This is a genomic window from Shewanella sp. ENK2, from assembly GCF_043568515.1.
In the GTDB taxonomy this organism is placed as follows: Bacteria; Pseudomonadota; Gammaproteobacteria; order Enterobacterales; family Shewanellaceae; genus Shewanella; species Shewanella japonica.
Genome location: NZ_CP171406.1, coordinates 1,584,462 through 1,601,529, shown reverse-complemented (window position 1 = coordinate 1,601,529; position 17,068 = coordinate 1,584,462). Strand labels below are relative to the sequence as shown.

18 protein-coding genes and 1 other RNA gene are annotated in these 17,068 nt (G+C 41.7%); 13 read left to right on the top strand and 6 right to left on the bottom strand.

The genetic code is table 11. The features are described from left to right. Positions 1-153: 153 nt before the first annotated feature. Genes rpe through trpS form a run of 3 tightly spaced genes read left to right on the top strand, consistent with a single transcriptional unit; the run spans position 154 to position 2,553 of the window. Complete coding sequence (gene rpe, locus ACGEDC_RS06970) at positions 154-828, top strand: ribulose-phosphate 3-epimerase (protein ID WP_055026222.1); 675 nt, start codon at positions 154-156, stop codon at positions 826-828. 1 nt (position 829) lies between these two features. Beyond that, positions 830-1,546 carry a phosphoglycolate phosphatase gene (locus ACGEDC_RS06965; RefSeq protein WP_119969287.1) on the top strand — a complete coding sequence of 239 codons (717 nt, stop codon included), beginning with the start codon at positions 830-832 and terminating at the stop codon, positions 1,544-1,546. A 5-nt stretch (positions 1,547-1,551) separates the two neighbouring features. Then, positions 1,552-2,553, top strand: coding sequence for a tryptophan--tRNA ligase (gene trpS, locus ACGEDC_RS06960; RefSeq protein ID WP_065110433.1), 1,002 nt, complete (start codon positions 1,552-1,554; stop codon positions 2,551-2,553). Between the two features lie 50 nt (positions 2,554-2,603). Here the strand turns inward: trpS and ACGEDC_RS06955 are convergent, their stop codons facing one another. Continuing rightward, a complete protein-coding gene (locus ACGEDC_RS06955; protein ID WP_394497352.1) occupies positions 2,604-3,512 on the bottom strand; it encodes a LysR substrate-binding domain-containing protein in 909 nt (302 codons plus the stop codon). Positions 3,513-3,632: 120 nt separating this feature from the next. Here ACGEDC_RS06955 and ACGEDC_RS06950 point away from each other — a divergent pair, with 120 nt between their 5' ends. Both ACGEDC_RS06950 and ACGEDC_RS06945 read left to right on the top strand, forming a co-directional pair. After that, a complete protein-coding gene (locus ACGEDC_RS06950) occupies positions 3,633-3,944 on the top strand; it encodes a hypothetical protein (RefSeq protein ID WP_394497350.1) in 312 nt (103 codons plus the stop codon). Further along, positions 3,941-4,510, top strand: a complete 570-nt coding sequence (locus ACGEDC_RS06945; RefSeq protein ID WP_394497348.1) for a DMT family transporter — start codon at positions 3,941-3,943, stop codon at positions 4,508-4,510. The genes ACGEDC_RS06950 and ACGEDC_RS06945 overlap by 4 nt, the downstream gene beginning before the upstream one ends. A 100-nt stretch (positions 4,511-4,610) precedes the next feature. Here the strand turns inward: ACGEDC_RS06945 and ACGEDC_RS06940 are convergent, their stop codons facing one another. The 4 genes from ACGEDC_RS06940 to ACGEDC_RS06925 form a co-directional block, all read right to left on the bottom strand. Beyond that, complete coding sequence (locus tag ACGEDC_RS06940) at positions 4,611-5,180, bottom strand: BON domain-containing protein (RefSeq protein ID WP_055026217.1); 570 nt, start codon at positions 5,178-5,180, stop codon at positions 4,611-4,613. Further along, positions 5,177-5,770: a phosphoheptose isomerase gene (locus ACGEDC_RS06935; protein ID WP_055026216.1), complete on the bottom strand. Its 594-nt coding sequence runs from the start codon at positions 5,768-5,770 to the stop codon at positions 5,177-5,179. The genes ACGEDC_RS06940 and ACGEDC_RS06935 overlap by 4 nt, the downstream gene beginning before the upstream one ends. Positions 5,771-5,848: 78 nt before the next feature. After that, entirely contained in the window at positions 5,849-6,175 is a 327-nt protein-coding gene (locus ACGEDC_RS06930; protein WP_144430229.1) for a YraN family protein, read from the bottom strand. Positions 6,176-6,200: 25 nt separating this feature from the next. Then, positions 6,201-8,024 (bottom strand): penicillin-binding protein activator, encoded by a 1,824-nt coding sequence (locus ACGEDC_RS06925; protein ID WP_394497345.1) that lies wholly within the window; start codon positions 8,022-8,024, stop codon positions 6,201-6,203. A gap of 89 nt (positions 8,025-8,113) precedes the next feature. On the opposite strand from ACGEDC_RS06925, the gene rsmI reads away from it, so the two are divergent. From rsmI to ACGEDC_RS06885, 8 genes are all read left to right on the top strand, one after another. After that, entirely contained in the window at positions 8,114-8,956 is an 843-nt protein-coding gene (gene rsmI / locus ACGEDC_RS06920; protein ID WP_394497343.1) for a 16S rRNA (cytidine(1402)-2'-O)-methyltransferase, read from the top strand. Between the two features lie 108 nt (positions 8,957-9,064). After that, positions 9,065-9,408, top strand: an RNA gene (gene rnpB, locus ACGEDC_RS06915) — RNase P RNA component class A. A 162-nt stretch (positions 9,409-9,570) separates the two neighbouring features. Beyond that, positions 9,571-10,512 carry a pyrimidine-specific ribonucleoside hydrolase RihA gene (rihA, locus tag ACGEDC_RS06910; protein WP_394497341.1) on the top strand — a complete coding sequence of 314 codons (942 nt, stop codon included), beginning with the start codon at positions 9,571-9,573 and terminating at the stop codon, positions 10,510-10,512. A gap of 70 nt (positions 10,513-10,582) precedes the next feature. After that, a complete protein-coding gene (gene rbsK, locus ACGEDC_RS06905; RefSeq protein WP_394497339.1) occupies positions 10,583-11,500 on the top strand; it encodes a ribokinase in 918 nt (305 codons plus the stop codon). A gap of 164 nt (positions 11,501-11,664) precedes the next feature. Next, positions 11,665-12,603: a hypothetical protein gene (locus tag ACGEDC_RS06900; RefSeq protein ID WP_394497337.1), complete on the top strand. Its 939-nt coding sequence runs from the start codon at positions 11,665-11,667 to the stop codon at positions 12,601-12,603. 37 nt (positions 12,604-12,640) lie between these two features. Continuing rightward, positions 12,641-13,726: a DUF2157 domain-containing protein gene (locus ACGEDC_RS06895; protein ID WP_394497335.1), complete on the top strand. Its 1,086-nt coding sequence runs from the start codon at positions 12,641-12,643 to the stop codon at positions 13,724-13,726. Then, positions 13,723-14,853, top strand: coding sequence for a DUF4401 domain-containing protein (locus tag ACGEDC_RS06890; protein ID WP_394497333.1), 1,131 nt, complete (start codon positions 13,723-13,725; stop codon positions 14,851-14,853). Before ACGEDC_RS06895 ends, ACGEDC_RS06890 begins: the two co-directional genes overlap by 4 nt. Beyond that, a complete protein-coding gene (locus tag ACGEDC_RS06885; RefSeq protein WP_394497331.1) occupies positions 14,846-15,586 on the top strand; it encodes a GDYXXLXY domain-containing protein in 741 nt (246 codons plus the stop codon). Before ACGEDC_RS06890 ends, ACGEDC_RS06885 begins: the two co-directional genes overlap by 8 nt. A gap of 651 nt (positions 15,587-16,237) precedes the next feature. Here ACGEDC_RS06885 and ACGEDC_RS06880 read toward each other — a convergent pair. After that, complete coding sequence (locus ACGEDC_RS06880) at positions 16,238-16,939, bottom strand: DUF1826 domain-containing protein (RefSeq protein ID WP_394497329.1); 702 nt, start codon at positions 16,937-16,939, stop codon at positions 16,238-16,240. Between the last annotated feature and the right edge of the window lie 129 nt (positions 16,940-17,068).

Sequence of the window (17,068 nt, the reverse complement as noted above, 5' to 3'; positions counted from 1 at the left end):
CATCACTCTCATGTGATCTGGATCAATTTAATACTTACAGATTATGAAAATTTACGTTTATTGACAATAACAACCTTTTATTACGCTTTGCGACTAGAGCGAATAAGCTTCAAGGGGTAAAATACGGTCACTTTTAATTGCTTCGAGAAGACTATGCGTCCATTTTTGATTGCCCCATCTATTTTATCTGCCGATTTCGCCCGTTTAGGTGATGATGTTAAAGCCGTTTTAGATGCCGGTGCTGACGTTGTTCATTTTGATGTAATGGATAACCACTATGTACCAAATTTAACAATCGGTCCTATGGTTTGTCAGGCGCTTCGTGATTATGGCATTACCGCTGATATTGATGTGCACTTAATGGTTAAGCCTGTAGATCGTATCATTCCAGATTTTGCTAAAGCAGGTGCTTCAATTATTACTTTTCATCCAGAAGCGACGGAACATCTTGATCGTAGTTTGCAATTAATTAAAGAATCAGGCTGTAAGGCTGGCTTAGTATTTAACCCTGGAACGCCATTACATTATCTTGACCATGTAATGGATAAATTAGATGTGATTCTGCTTATGTCAGTCAATCCTGGCTTTGGCGGTCAATCATTTATCCCATCTACGTTAGATAAACTTAAACAAGTTCGCGAAAAAATTGATGCCAGTGGATTTGATATTCGTCTTGAAGTGGACGGTGGCGTAAAAGTGGATAATATTGCCGAAATTGCAGCGGCAGGCGCAGATATGTTTGTCGCAGGTTCTGCTATTTTTAATCAGCCTGATTATAAAACCGTGGTTGATGAAATGCGTACCGAGCTTGCAAAAGTAGACGCGTAGTATGGCTGATTTTTCTAGCATAAAAGCCATTGCGTTTGACTTAGACGGCACGCTAATTGATAGTGTGCCCGATTTAGCCGCCGCGACCCAAGCGACACTTGCTGAGTTAGCATTGCCAAGTTGCACCGAGCAGCAAGTGAGAAACTGGGTTGGCAATGGTGCTCAAGTATTAATGCAGCGTGCGTTACTCAATGCTGAGCAACAAAAAGGGTGTGACATAGGTGTACAACTTGAAAATGTCATGCCTATTTTTATGAAGCATTACGAATTACACCTACAAAAACACAGTAAGTTATATGCTGGAGTGTTAACCGTGCTCAGCAAACTTAATGCCGCAGGCTACCCACTGGCGATTGTGACAAATAAACCTTATCGGTTTACTATCCCGTTGTTAGAAGCATTTGGTATAGCCGACTTATTTGGTCTGGTGTTAGGTGGCGACTCGCTGGATAAAATGAAACCCGATCCTTTGCCTTTAACGCATATTTTGGACAAATGGCAGCTCGAACCTCAACAGCTGTTGATGGTAGGGGATTCAAAAAATGACATATTAGCAGCGAAAGCCGCAGGCGTAACCTCAATAGGCTTGACCTATGGGTACAACTACGGTGAAGATATTGGTCTGAGCGGACCCACTGCGGTATGCGAACAATTCAATGAAATTTTAGCCTTATTAACTAATTCGGCAGAATTCACAGCTAAATCAATGGAGCAATAAAACAAATGACTGCAAAACCTATCGTGTTTAGTGGCGCTCAACCATCAGGCGAGCTAAGTATTGGTAATTACATGGGCGCGCTACGTCAATGGGTTGGTATGCAAGACAGCCACGATTGTATTTATTGTGTTGTTGATTTACATGCGATTACCGTTCGCCAAGATCCTGAAAAGTTACGAGCGGCATGCTTAGACACACTAGCCATTTATCTCGCTTGTGGTATCGACCCTGAAAAAAGTACCGTCTTTTTACAATCTCAAGTACCACAACATACGCAGTTGAGCTGGGCATTAAACTGTTACACCCAAATGGGTGAGCTTAACCGCATGACACAGTTTAAAGATAAATCGCAAAAGCATGCTAATAACATTAATGTTGGTTTGTTTGACTACCCAGTATTAATGGCGGCAGATATCTTGCTTTATCAAGCAAATGAAGTGCCTGTAGGCCAAGACCAAAAGCAACATTTAGAGCTAACACGTGATATTGCAACGCGTTTCAATAATGCTTATGGCGACACATTTGTTGTGCCTGAGCCATTTATTCCTGAAACCGGCGCTCGTGTCATGTCGCTGCAAGAGCCAACGAAAAAAATGTCTAAGTCAGACGAAAACCGTAATAACGTGATTGGTTTACTTGATGATCCTAAAGCGATTATGAAGAAAGTGAAAAAAGCGATGACAGATAGTGAAGAGCCGCCTGTTGTTCGTTTTGACGTTGAAGAAAAGCCAGGTGTATCAAACTTATTGAGCTTGATGTCAGGTTGTAACGGTCAGTCAATCGAGTCAATTGAAAAAGACTTTGAAGACAAAATGTATGGACACTTGAAAGTTGCAACAGGTGAAGCTGTTGTTGCTATGCTAGAACCTATTCAAGCACGTTTTCGTGAAATCAGAGCGGATGAAGACTACCTAAATGCAGTCTTTAAAGCGGGAGCTGAAAAAGCGCAGGCTCGAGCTGAAGAAACAATCAAAAAAGTTTACGAAAAAATCGGAATGATTGTGTAACGTTCAATCGATTAATAAAAAAGCCAGCTTAATGCTGGCTTTTTTATTGGTTAGTCACCAGAGTGAGATTGCCTTTTTAGCCATTGAATAAAGCTTGCTAAAGCTGGTTCGTGTTGTCTGCGTTGTTTACAGCTAAAGTTAAAATTAAAACCCGTTAAAATGTCTGGTAAATCCAATGCAACAAGCCTTCCTGCTGCAATATCTCCTTTAACCATAAAGTCAGAGGCAAGTGCGATTCCTTGATGAGCAATCGCAGCTTCAATGGCCATCAAAACGTGGCTAAAAATATGTTGTTGTTTTTTGTCGCTGTCGTCGACTTTATTGACGTTATGCCAGCGCTGCCAATCAATGCCTAATTCTCCTTCATCGACGGTGAGTAAGGTTGCCGAAGGTAAAGCGGCGATTAACTCTTGAGGTGATGCATTGGGTTTATTTAGCCATTGTTGCAGGTAATCAGGACTGGCTACAGCAATTAATCGCTCTTTATGCAAGGTAAGGTGCATATAGCCATTTTGATTTGATTGCCCAGTAATAAACATATCAGCGACATTATCACTGAGTTGTGGGTCGCTGGTGATCATATCCAAACGGATTTGAATATGCGGGTGCTGCTGACGGAACTCACTCAGCCTAGGAATAAGCCACTTAATGGCAAACGAGCTGTAAACGGCTAATCGTAACTGCTGGTTACCGTCACCTGTAATTTGTAAGCTGACCTCTTCAAGAGCATTAAAGGTGCTTTCCAATTGTAGTGATAATTGGGCTCCTTTGTCTGTTAGCTGTAATTGCCTTGTACTGCGTAAGAATAATTGCTCACCATAATAAGATTCTAACTGTTTAATTTGATGAGATACCGCACTTTGACTGATGCAAAGCTCTTCTGCTGCACGGGAAAAGTGTTGTAATCGAGCAGCAGATTCAAACACTTGCAATGAACGTAATGGTGGTAGTTTTCTCATTTACTTAGCTAGAAAATTGAATCTTATTTATTACCTTAATTCATTATTGTTTAGTATTCATCATTTTTAATCATGTAAAGGTCTAGTTATTATGCCATTTTGAGAAGCGGTGAGGTGACGATGAAGTCTCCAGTCATTTTTGCACTAATCATACTGGTACTTGGCAATATCTTTAGCGCGTTATATGACGTATCCATCAAGTGGTTACCAGATAATGCAGATATCATTACCTTTTTATTATTACGACAATGCGGCAGCGTATTGATGTTATTGCCAATATGGTTCATGGCGAGAAAGCCTGTTACAGGCCACTTTAAATTACAGTTAGTGCGTTCTCACTTAGGGGTTATAACGTCAATTACCTTAGTGGTTGGCTTAGTTTCATTGCCATTAGCTACCGTCAGTTCATTATTTTTTCAGCGCCGATTATGATTACTGTACTAGGCTATGTTTGGCTTAAAGAGCAGATCAGTTTGACCCAATGGTGGATTACTTTACTGGGATTTATTGGCGTGCTGATTTTGTTACGGCCATCAAATATCGAATGGGCAGGCCTGCTAGTTCTCGTTGCTGCAGTGACGTTTTCAATGAATCAAATTGCATTAAGAAAGCTACCAAAGCAAGAATCACCATTAGTGACATTACTGCTTTATAATTTATTGAGTATTCCAGTATTGTGTGTGGCGGGAGCCTGTATCGGCTTTGGGGACGTGACGATGGCATTAATTGGCTTATCGCTGATTAGTAACAGCTTTTTATTGGCGTATCACTTTTGCTGTATTGTTGCTTACCGTAGTGCGAAAGCGAGTGATATTGCCGTAGCTGAATACTCAGGGTTACTATTTTGCGTGCTATTTGGCTGGTTATGGTTTGATGAATGGCTTGATGGGATGAGTTGGCTGGGGGCCAGTTTAATTGTACTACCGACAGTACTATTACCTTTAATACTTGCCTGTGTTCGTAGGCTGCAACGTAAGTCGGTATCTGTATTAAATTAACCTATATTAATCGAATGGGTTTACCCTATAGATAAAAAAACACCGCAATGTATTTGCGGTGATTTTATTGTGCTCTGTCGTTGTAGGAGTCAATTCATATTTAAGGGTCGATATATTCGAAAACCTTAATCACTTTCCTTACACCAGAAGTATTACGGGTGATTTCCACTGCAAGATCAGCTTGATCTCGGGGAATGATGCCCAATAGAAATACCTCCCCATTTTCTGTGACCACTTTTACTCTCGTCATGTCTAATGTTTTTTCATTTAACATGCGAGTTTTTACCTTGGTGGTGATCCAAGTGTCATTGCTGCGAGTTGTGAATGAGGTTGGGTTACCAATCCGAATTTGATTATGTAACTTACCGCCAATTTCAAGCTCTTGAACGACTTTAACCGCTTTATCACGCAACATAGAGTTAGGTGACTGGCCAATCATCAATACATTACTGTTCAATACTACGCCAGTAATATTGGTTTGTTTATGAATATCTTGATGCTTAGCTAATGCACTTGTGATTTCAAAGTCGGCATTGGTATCACTGATTTGCGTAGACATACTACGCTCATCATTGGCCATCTTGGCTCCACCGACAGCACCAACCATAACAACACCAGCACAACCTTGAAGCAGGAATAATGTTGCTATGATAAGAACTGCTTTTATCATGCTTGCTCGTCCTGCGGGAACAGAGTGCGGTCGATATTGTCACATAGGCAGTGAATGACTAATAAATGCACTTCTTGAATACGAGCAGTAACGTTAGATGGTACACGTACTTCTACATCACCAGCACTCATTAAGCCGGCCATTGCACCACCATCTTTACCTGTTAGTGCAACAATCGTCATATCTCGGCTAAGTGCAGCTTCCATGGCTTTAATGACGTTACCTGAGTTACCACTGGTTGAAATGGCTAATAAAATATCACCAGGTTGGCCTAATGCCATAATCTGCTTTGAGTAAATTTCATCATAGCTATAATCATTAGCGATTGCTGTGATGGTTGAAGTGTCACAACTTAGTGCAATTGCCGGTAAAGGAGGACGTTCAATTTCGTAGCGGTTTAATAGTTCCGCAGAAAAATGTTGTGCATCGCCAGCACTACCACCGTTACCACATGCTAAAATTTTATTACCGCTTAATAAGCATTGAACCATCATTTCAGCCGCTTTCTCAATCGACTCTGGTAAGGCTTCAGCTGCATCAATTTTAGTTTGAATTGATTCGGTGAAACTGTCTTTAATACGCTCTAACATGATAAATCCTTACTCGGTAATGTGATGCTGCTTACATATAATCTCGATTCTGGCAGCATTATAGCTAAATTTAATAAGTTAAAAACACCCTTGGAGCCATTGGATATCGGCTCCATTGATGGCAATCACATCAAAGCGGCATGGCGCATTGATTTTATGTGTTTGTAAATATTGTTCAGCAGCTTTTCTAATGCGTGATATTTGAGCTGTAGATACAGCATTTAAAGCACCTCCAAACTGAGTGGATGAACGGTATTTCACTTCAATAAACACCCAATATTGGTTATCACGCATAATTAAATCAATTTCGCCAAAACGATAGCGCTGATTTTGAGTCACAAACTGTAGACCTTGTTGCTCAAGGTAAGTTCGCGCTTGTGTTTCTGCATGCTGACCTGGATTGATGAATGTCATTGTTTTTTCATCGATATCATAGCGGACGTAGCTTTCCTCGCTGGTATTTGCCCCAGCTTAATTTACGTTCTATGACGCCGTCTTTGTCGACAGATAATGCGCCACTTCGACCATTAAACTGATACCCAGGAAAAGCGCGCATTTGGGCTAAACGATTAACCAAATCCAATGAGTCATAGCCCATGATATATAAACGCTTTTGACCATTATTCCACTGGCTCCATAATGTGTTAACCATAGTGGTTTCAGCATTTGAGCTCATTAACCAAGGAATATCGCTGATCATTAAATTATTGAGTTCTTGTGCTGATTGAGTCGAGTTACCACTGAGCCGACTTCGGCTGGTGGTATACAAGGCAACAGGATCAGCAAAGACGCTGAAGTTAACATCTAAGAAGGGCTTAAGTAGCACTAAGTCTTTAGCTGCCGAAATCATATAAATGGCATCAATATCACGACGCGAACGAAAATCCGCTTCTAAGGTATTACCAATGAGCTCTTTCATTCTTGCTATACGAGCTTGGCTATCTTTAACACCTAAGGCTTCTTGCACGGTGACTTTCATTTGATCGCCGCCATCATAGTAATGGATTTCGGCGTTCTCTTCCGTTAGCGCTAACCACTTTTCATTGAAGCTTGCAGCCATGCGCTTACCCGTTGAATCGTTGCTTACCAGTAATAAAGGCAAGCTAACTCCGTCATCAAATAGGCGTTGTGCGGCATCACTGGCTTCTTGGGCTGGCGACAACGCAAAATAAAATTGGTCGTTATTCGGTGTAAAGGTTTCTGTTTGGTTCAAATACAGTTGTGGAATCGTCATCAAACCTTGCTCGTTTAATGCCTGCATTTCTTCAACAGCATTGGGTAGCAGTGGCCCAATCACAAATTCTGCACCGGCGGCAACGGCCTCTTGATAAGCTTGTTCAACCCCTAAGTTAGTATCAAAAAAGTGTAGCGTGATTTGATCGTCATAAGCGGCCATGTAACTTGCAAGTATGCCTTGCCTGATTGGTTCGGCAACTGCGGCGCGGCGCCCGGTTAATGGCAGTAACACTGCAATATTTTGCGGTTTATAAGGCTGAGCGTTCAACGCTTTTTCTAAATCTGAAGGTAATTTTGCCGCCCCAGGGTGATTTGGGTTAGATTGCTGCCATTGGCCTAAATAACGCACTAACTGGGATGGATCGACCGCATAATGTTTAGCGATATAGGCAAGTTGTAACCAACCCGAGAAGGTTGGATTTTTACCATCTCGCATAAAGCTTTTAATGGTTTCTTCATGCAAAGGCTGCAACGTACGCCAAATGGTGTCATTGACTTCAAAGGCTTGCTCTTTCGGAAGATAAAGGCTCAGGGAGCTAAGCTGGCGTAATTCATCAATCGGTTGTTTAGTTTGATTAAATAAGCGTGCTTTATATTGATGATAAGTAACACGTTGCCAGTTCGGTAATTGCCACTGTTCAGGATAGTTCAATATTGCTAGTGCATCAGCATCTGAGCGAGTCAGCTCAGCCACTCTTGCAGACAAGTAAAGCCACTCAGCCTGAAGTGTTGGCTCAGGTTGTAAATTGGGCTTCATTGAAGTCAAAAGCTTATCAGCAGCACTTACATTAGAGTCATTAATGTAAGCGTGAGCTGCTAAAAGCAAATACCTATCTCGCTCTTGAGGCTGCTGACTATTACTTGCCTCAGATAAATAGGTATTAGCCGTTTGCGTTACTGTTGCTAACGAACTATCAATAGCTTGTTTATTTTCAGTAGTTTGAGTCGCACAGCCAAATAATACACTTGATAAAATAGCTGCGAAAACGAATTTTGTTGTAATCAGTCTTTTTAACACAGGGCTTCACTCTGGTAAGATGCTGTCTCTAGTTTAACCTGCTCTTTCACTTGGCGAAAGTCCAGATGAGATTCTATACAGAGGTAGTTATGGACCTATCGGTCGCACTTTATATCGTTCCCACTCCTATTGGTAACTTAGGGGATATTAGCAACCGCGCGATTGAGGTATTAAATCATGTCTCATTAATCGCCTGTGAAGACACACGCCACAGCGGAAAACTATTAAGTCACTTTGGCATAGAAACCCGTAAAACGGCCTTGCATGACCATAACGAACGTGACCGAGCTCAGTGGATTATTCAAAAATTAGGTAACGGCGAGGCCGTTGCATTAATTTCTGACGCTGGCACACCGCTCATATCCGATCCTGGTTACCACTTAGTTAAACAAGTGCGAGAGGCAGGTTTTAATGTGATCCCACTTCCAGGTCCTTGTGCTGCGATTACTGCATTAAGTGCATCAGGACTTCCGTCAGATCGATTTTCATTTGAAGGCTTTTTACCATCAAAAGAAAAGGGGCGATTAGATAAACTGGCAGCGCTCAAAGAAGATCCGCGTACATTAATTTTTTACGAATCACCGCATCGTATTGTGCACAGCTTGGAATCAATCGTGACAGCATTGGGCGGCGAGCGTGAAATTGTGATGGCACGTGAAGTCACTAAAACATTCGAAACATTTTTATCAGGCCCAGCAGCCGATGTGTTGCAGAACGTCAAAGATGATCCTAATCAGCAGCGCGGTGAAATTGTATTAATGTGTCATGGCCATCGCATAGAAGCCGAGTCAGAGTTTTCAACCACTGTCATAAATACCCTTAAAATCCTTTGCCAAGAATTGCCCTTAAAAAAAGCGGCGGCATTAACAGGGCAAATTTATGACATTAAGAAAAATGCTCTTTATAAGCATGGGTTAGATATCGGTTTATAACGAAAGCTGCTTTATAAAGCTTGTTTAAAAATGGCTGCTGTTAATCAAATGGGTTAACACAGCCATTTTTAGTTGGTGTGTTGTTTATGCTTAGGCTATAATCCGCGCCGAGTTGGCCAGACAGTTGCTGCGTTCGCAAGAACGGGGAGGAAAGTCCGGGCTTCAAAGAGCAGGATACCAGGTAACGCCTGGGCGGTGTAAACCGACGACAAGTGCAGCAGAGAGAAGACCGCCAACTTCGGTTGGTAAGGGTGAAAGGGTGCGGTAAGAGCGCACCGGGCCACTGGTAACAGTTGGTTGCAAGGTAAACTCTATCCGAAGCAAGACCAAATAGGGTCCCGTATGGCGCTGCTCGCGTTGGGACCGGGTAGGTCGCTTGAGCCTGTGAGCGATTGCAGGCCTAGATGAATAACTGTCCACGACAGGACCCGGCTTATCGGCCAACTCACCTAATTTAACTAAAGGCCTCACAGCAATGTGAGGCCTTTTGTTTTTTAGGGTGCAGATTAGCTCGATTCATTAGTATCAGTATCTTTATCGTTTTTAGAGAGTCGTCACCTATCCTCTTTTTATTTCATGCTAATTTTGAGCACATCTTAAAGAGGAGTCCCCCCATGAAACGTCCCGTCATTCTCGATTGCGATCCTGGCCATGATGATGCCATCTCGCTGATCCTTGCATTAAGTTCTGACCAATTAGATGTGCTCGCAGTGACAACTAGTGCTGGTAATCAAACTCAAGCCAAAACGCTCAATAATACCTTACGCATTTTAACCTTATTAGGACGCCAAGATATTCCTGTTGCCTCAGGTTCACCTAAGCCATTGGAGCGTAATCTCATTATTGCTGACAATGTTCATGGTGAGTCAGGGCTAGATGGGCCAGTATTACCCGATCCTAGTTTTGCACCCGTTGAGCAAACCGCCATTGAATTGATGGCTGAAAAAGTCCGTCAATCAGCAACGCCAGTGACTTTAGTACCAACAGGTCCTCTGACCAATATTGCCATTTTTTTAACGGCGCACCCAGAACTGCACACAAACATAAAAGAGATTGTATTAATGGGCGGGGCTGCTAGCGAAGGCAATTGGACGCCTGCTGCCGAGTTCAATATTTTTGTTGATCCTGAAGCGGCTGATATTGTATTTAAAGCTGGCGTTCCTGTCGTGATGTGTGGGTTAGATGTGACTCATAAAGCACAAATCATGGATGAAGATATTGAACGTATTCGTGACATTGGTAACCCGATATCTCAATGCGTGGCCGAATTATTAGATTTCTTTATGATTTACCACCGTGATCCTAAATGGGGGTTTACTGGGGCGCCACTTCATGACCCTTGTACCATTGCTTGGATGTTACAACCTGAATTATTTACAGCGACTGACTGTTGGGTCGGCATTGAAACTAAAGGCGAGTACACCCAAGGAATGACTGTGGTTGATCGCTACCACTTAACCAGTCATCCACACAATGCGAAAGTGATGTTTGATATTGACCGACTTGCATTTGTAGATTTTATTATCAATTGCCTAAGTAAATATTCTCATAAATAGGCAAGATATTGTCACTATTTATTACCAATGATCAGTGACTTGCCATGCCAATCACTGAGGAAGCCTTTTGATGAACACATTATTAGTTGTGGGCAGTGCTAATGCTGATCATGTATTAGCGTTTAGTACGCTACCCAAACCTGGCGAGACTTTGATGAGCCAGCAATATCGATTAGAACTTGGCGGTAAAGGGGCTAATCAAGCTGTTGCTGCAGCTAGATTAAAAACACCAAAGCAGCAGGTCGAATTTATCTGTGCGCTGGGTGATGACGGTAATGCCAAGTTGATGCGGGATGCTTGGCAAAGTGACGGCGTGATATTATCTGGCTGTTATGATATTGCTGGACAAAATACTGGTACAGCAATGATTTTTGTTAGTGAAAAAGGTGAAAATAGTATTGGTGTGGTTGCTGGAGCAAATGCTTGCTTAACGTCTGCGCATATTGTGCAGCAACAAAGACTGTTTGACCTAGCCAGTTATTTACTCATTCAGCTAGAAACTCCAATAGATACTGTGGCGACAGCGTTAAGGCTTGCTAAACAGCACGATTGCACCACCATACTCAATCCTGCGCCTGCAGCGACTTTACCATCAGAATTACTGAGTTTGGTAGACATCATCACGCCTAATGAAACTGAAGCACAAGCGCTTACGGGTATTACGGTTACTGATACACATTCTGCCGCTCTTGCGGCGAACAAGTTGCATCAGTATGGCATTGGCACGGTCATTATCACTCTAGGGAGTCAGGGCGCTTATGTCAGTGTGCAAACTGATTCTGAGCGATACAATCAACTAATAGCCGCTTTTCCTGTCACTGCAATTGATACCGTCGCTGCAGGTGACACTTTTAATGGCGCATTAATGGTGGCATTAGATGAAGGGCTTAGCATGATTGAAGCGGTGAGTTTTGCCAATCAAGCATCGGCGATTGCGGTGACTAGGCATGGCGCTCAACGTGGTATTCCTTATCGAGCTGAGCTGTAGCTAATTGATAATCTTAAATCGCTAAACTAATGTGCATATAAAGAATAAATGCTATTGTATTCAATTACATTTAAGGATTTGAATGTGATTGAATACAAAATGGTGTTGTAACAGCATTTCAGCTTAATTGGGTTGATTAAGTTGTGTGTCAAGGATGAAAGTATATGGGTGGGTATGGAAACTATTGGAGTAACTCAAGTGATGTCATTATTAATGAGATCAAGGCTAAAGTCTTGGCTCGAGACTTTGAGCTATATGGTATAAAAAGGCGAAATATTCCACCTCTTGGAATTGATTATCTTGAAGTATTAGATGGTGTTACCAAGCTCGATAGGCTAGAAATTGAGCGTATTGCCAAAGAAGTGATCGCGACACATAAAAGAGGGCCTACCCCTCCGCTCTCACCACAACAACAGCTTCAAGCAAGACAGAAAGATATTTGGCAACATCAAGAGCACCGATCATTTTCTGTTTTCTTAAAAGACTTCACTAAAGGCTTTTCTATTTACAAATTGCTTATTATTTCTAGCTTACTGATACTTTTTGCCGTCACTGTGCATATTTTGACGAACGGTTTGAAAGTAAAGCAAGTGAATAAAAAGCTGGAAATCGAGATTCAGCAAAGAATGAGCGAGCAGGAAAAGCATAAAGCTAGCATTCTTGAAAACATGCAAAAGCAAATTGCCGTCCAAACCAAAACAATCAAACTGAATTCTGAACAAGCGGCACTGAAGTCATTATTTCAAAGCCTAAATCGTCAAGTGTTAAGCGCTAGAAGAGATGTTGATAGATTTTATTATCAAAATCATCGTTTTCCAGAAAGTAATAAAGAAGCCAGTGCAATGTTAAATAGATTAAAGTCTGAAATTGGTGTCAGAGATGCTTTTATTTCTAGCCAGAAAGGAATTGTATTAGTGCTAGATTCGCAATTTGAGTCAGGCACTGTTATTCATCACAAACCAAGTCAGTTTGGACAAGGTATACAATGGCGATGTGAGACAAATGCTGTAAAGGCTTTTCTTGAAAACCCAACGCAACATATTTGTAATCATAATCCTAGCATCAGAAGAATGACCCTCATTCCTGAAGTGTGGGCTGATTAGTCAAATTTGCCGCTATTGAAATAAGAATGGACTCAATATGACCTCAAATCGTACTCAAATGATTGAGCTAATCGAGCAAGACAAAATAGCTGAACATCATCTCAATCAGGCGTTGCAGCTAAGTGGTGTAACGCCTAACACTCAACGCTGGTTTGAATTCGTGAATCAATTACTCGCTTGGTTTGGCGGGTTAGCATTGATGTTTTCTGTGCTGTTTTTTATTGCCTATAACTGGCATGAAATGGGGAGATTCGCCAAATTCATGCTTGTTGAGGTGCTGATTGTTTTATCTGTTATTGGTTATTACTGGTTAGATAAAAAAGCGCGAAAAACTCAGCAAACTGAAGGCTCCGCTTTATCAGAACCCTCCAAGGCACCTTCTTCAATCGTAAGCCAATTTGAAGTCAGCGATACCGTTGCCAAAATCCCTTTGTTAATGGCGTCGATTTTCTTCGGGGTATTACTGGCGTTATTTGGGCAGACATATCAAACAGGTGCCGATCCTTGGCAGTTATTTTTTAATTGGGCATTGCTGATTATTCCTTGGGTCATCATAGGTCGCTTAAGTGCATTGTGGATGGTATGGATAGGCTTACTTAATTTAGCAGTACTACTTTATTTTCTTGAGTTTGGCGGGGTAGGACTTTTTGGGCATCAAGACTTAAATGCGCTCTGGAGCGTCTTTAGTATCAATGCCATAGCACTATTGTGTTGGGAGTTTATGAGCCGCCGATATACTTGGTTAGCTGTTCGCTGGGCACCAAGAGTATTAGCGTCAGTTAGTGGTTACAGTATTACTTGGCTGACATTGTTGGTTATCGTAGATGCCAATTATATAGGTGTAAGTCGCTATGACTTGAGTGGTGAAAACCTCGTTCCTGTGATTGTGTGGCCAATATGGGTTAGCTTAATGTACATCGCCTATCGACGCTTTCGGCAGGATTTATTTATGCTAGCTGGCACCTTGTTATCGGCCAACATCATTATTATCAGCTTTTTAACGACGCACCTACTAAATGATGTTCATGAGTTGGGCTTTTTGTTGATGTCGTTCACCACGATTGGAATGGCGGCGGGGTCGGCAATGTGGCTGCGAAATATCAATAAGGAGTGGCAATCATGAAGCAGTCACTCTCTAATACCAATAAGCCAATCCATGGGCTTTGGCAATTACTCATACAGCATCAATTGGTTATGGGGGAAGCGCCAGAAAAAACTGAAATTACATCACCTTGGTTTGTGAAGTTATTACTCGCAATAGCGGGCTGGTTTGCAGCATCATTCTTTTTAGGGTTTGTCGCATTGGGGTTAGAGTTTATCTTCGATGAAGATTCAGGCCCTTACATCATGGGAGCCGTGTTGGTGCTGGTGGCCTATGTATTACTTTTAAAAATTCGAAATGAGTTTTTAGAGCATCTTGCATTAGCGTTGAGTTTTTGTGGGCAAATATTATTGGTATATGGCTTTATTCAACATACTAACGATGATGTTAGTTGGTTAATGGCCACAGTATTACAGCTTAGTTTATTGTTCATGATGCCGAATGATATTCATCGGTTTTGCTCAGCATTTATTGCAGGGTGCTGTTTGATGGTGACGTTAGCCTTGCTTCACCTGCCGTTTATTGGTGGCGGTGTGGTGCTGATGGTTGCGTGCTGGTTATTATTAAATGAGTTCAATCTATCAAAAAAACCAATGTTTGCCGGGTTATCACGTCATAAACGTCCCATTGCATATGGCTTGTTATTATCACAAGTTTTGCAGTCTAGCTTAATGGCATTTCAATACCATTGGTATAAGGATATCGGCGCTTCGGTCAGTCAAGGGGTCTACACCGCTCCTTGGATGGGGAATGTACTATTGGCATTCGTGTCACTGTATGTGGCGCAAACGATACTGAGTCGTCATCCTGAATTATCCCAAAAACTGCGTTACTGGATATTCGCCGTTATCGTTATTATTTCGGTACTATCGTTTGAAGCACCAGGAATTAACGTCGGTATCTTGTTGCTCATTTTAGGTTTTTCAGCCAGTAATTACTTATTAACGGGAGTAGGGATTACCGCTCTACTGAGCTTTATATCTGCTTACTATTATTTTTTACACTACCCCCTTTTTGAAAAGTCGATAACCCTCATCGTGATGGGATTAGTCCTGCTAGGTATGCGCTGGTTTTTACTTAAATCCAGTTGGCTAAACGGTGCTGAGGCGAGTATCAATAATGTTGCCAAGGAGTCGGCGAGTGAATAAGTTAATCCAATTGTTGAGTCATCATCAGACACGCTTACACAAAACCCTGTTATTTGGCACCTTAGTCATCATATTAGGGTTAGTGAATTGGCAAATTTATCAAAAAGAGCAACATCTTGCTCATGGCACCAAAGTCTATCTTGAGTTAGCTCCTGTTGATCCTCGCTCACTTATGCAGGGGGACTACATGGCGCTGCGGTTTAAAATCGCAGATGATATTCGTGCAGCATTAAAGCGTGCTCAAGCGCAATCAATTGAAGCTGCGAAATCCAATCAAGGCGTTTCAGATACACAAAGTCATTCAGTAGCTAGCAGTGAAGAGCAAAACATTGAGATAACAGGTGAACAGTGGCAATCACTCCCCAATAGTGATGGTTATGTCATTGTCAAAATCGATGAAAATCATATCGCCCATTTTCAGGCTATTGCAGATGCTCCAGATGACGGCAAGAGTAATGCAAAAAACAGCGGTATAAGCAGTGCTGAAGATAGCGAGCAAACTCTGATTTCAAATCCGTTACGGATACAGTATCGAGTGAGGCATGGGCAAATCAAATTTGCCACCAACGCTTTCTTCTTTCAAGAAGGTCACGCCAGGGTATATGAAGCCGCTGATTACGGTGAGTTTCGAGTTAACAGTAATGGCGAGCCGCTATTAACGGCCATGTATGATGCCGACTTGAAGAAGCTTGAGTATCGAGAGGAAGGCGGCGAGCAAGAAAGTAACAACTGATAATAGATTGTGATTGATAATGGATGGCTTGTTTGTATGGTAGCAACAAAGCAAATCGCTTAATCTAATCAATCTTCCAGTATTCCAACATGGACAGCTTGGTGCCGAATTAAATTCGGACAATATCAGCTGAATACGCCGAAATAGCAACAAATCTTGCTAAATCAATAGCCCCCAAAACCAACGACTACTCAATCAGGTGAGTTCACTTGATAGCATACCAAAAGGCCGCTATGTTATTGATTAATAATGGGTGGCTTGTTTATATACAGCTTGTTTATATACAGCTTGTTTATATACAGCTTGTTTATATACAGCTTGTTTATATACATACACACTCTGCTGTAGTGCACTTTCTCAGCATGTGAAAGCCCGTTTATATCATCAATGATAAACGTGCTTTTGTTTATTATTGATGAAATAAACTATTAGAAATAGTCGCTAACATTCACATTCGGATTAATATTAACTCGCTTAATTAGTAACGCCATCGTCAATGATAGTGCCGCTAATGAACTAATGAAGGGCAGCTGGCAACCCAAAAATCGTAGTAAGTGTATAAATCGCCTAACCTGCGATAACTTAGGTTACTATCATCTGAATATAAAATACGCCTTATAATCTTTCATTGATTGATTCTCTAAGGGGCGTTTAGTTGATGAAGTCCAATGTTAATAAAAGTCTTTTTTCATCTTTAGTTAGGCTAGGGGAACGATGCACTAATCCGCCGCCTTCATTATCAATCCAACCTTCGCCTTTTAATAACGCAACATCACCGACAGACAGTTGGTTGATATCTTCGATGGATTGCAAAAGACCTGACTCTTCGTCAGCAAGTCCTTGGCTACCGATGCCGAGTTTTGAACGGTCAATGACATTGTTTTCAAGCCATTGTGTGGTGTTCCCCGTAAAGGTACAAACCAGTCGAGAGGGGACTCTATCTACATGGAATTTAGGGCACATAGCGCGATCAAGTGCCGTTAATCTTAGGCCGACTCTTTTAAGCTCGAAAAGGGTACAAAACATATCCACCAATAAGCTGATTTGATGGCAAATTAAATGATTATTTTCAAAAAGACTTAAATGCTCAGTTAAGTGTTGATATGACTCTTGTGGTGTTACAGTCATCACCGCTTTTAAGTGAGGTATTTCTGTGACTAACCTCTGTGCACAGCTGACAACGTCATGACTAAGCTCTTGCTGCCAAATGGCAATATTCACTTCTTCACGGTAAATATCAGTTAATACATTCGGGTTGTCTGAGGAGACCGCCAACCGGCTTTTGTGCATTTCAGGTTGGCGATTAATGGATGTTACAGGTTTATTGGTTGTCTCAGTTGCTGTTGTCATCATTATTTACCTCAAATGCTATGTATTAATCACCCAAATAAAATGGGTTTTGTTGACAATGTAAATGCCATTAAGCCTTTAAAAGCCGGAATAAGAGCGCAATTAAATTAGGCTACTCATGCCGGCTTGTGG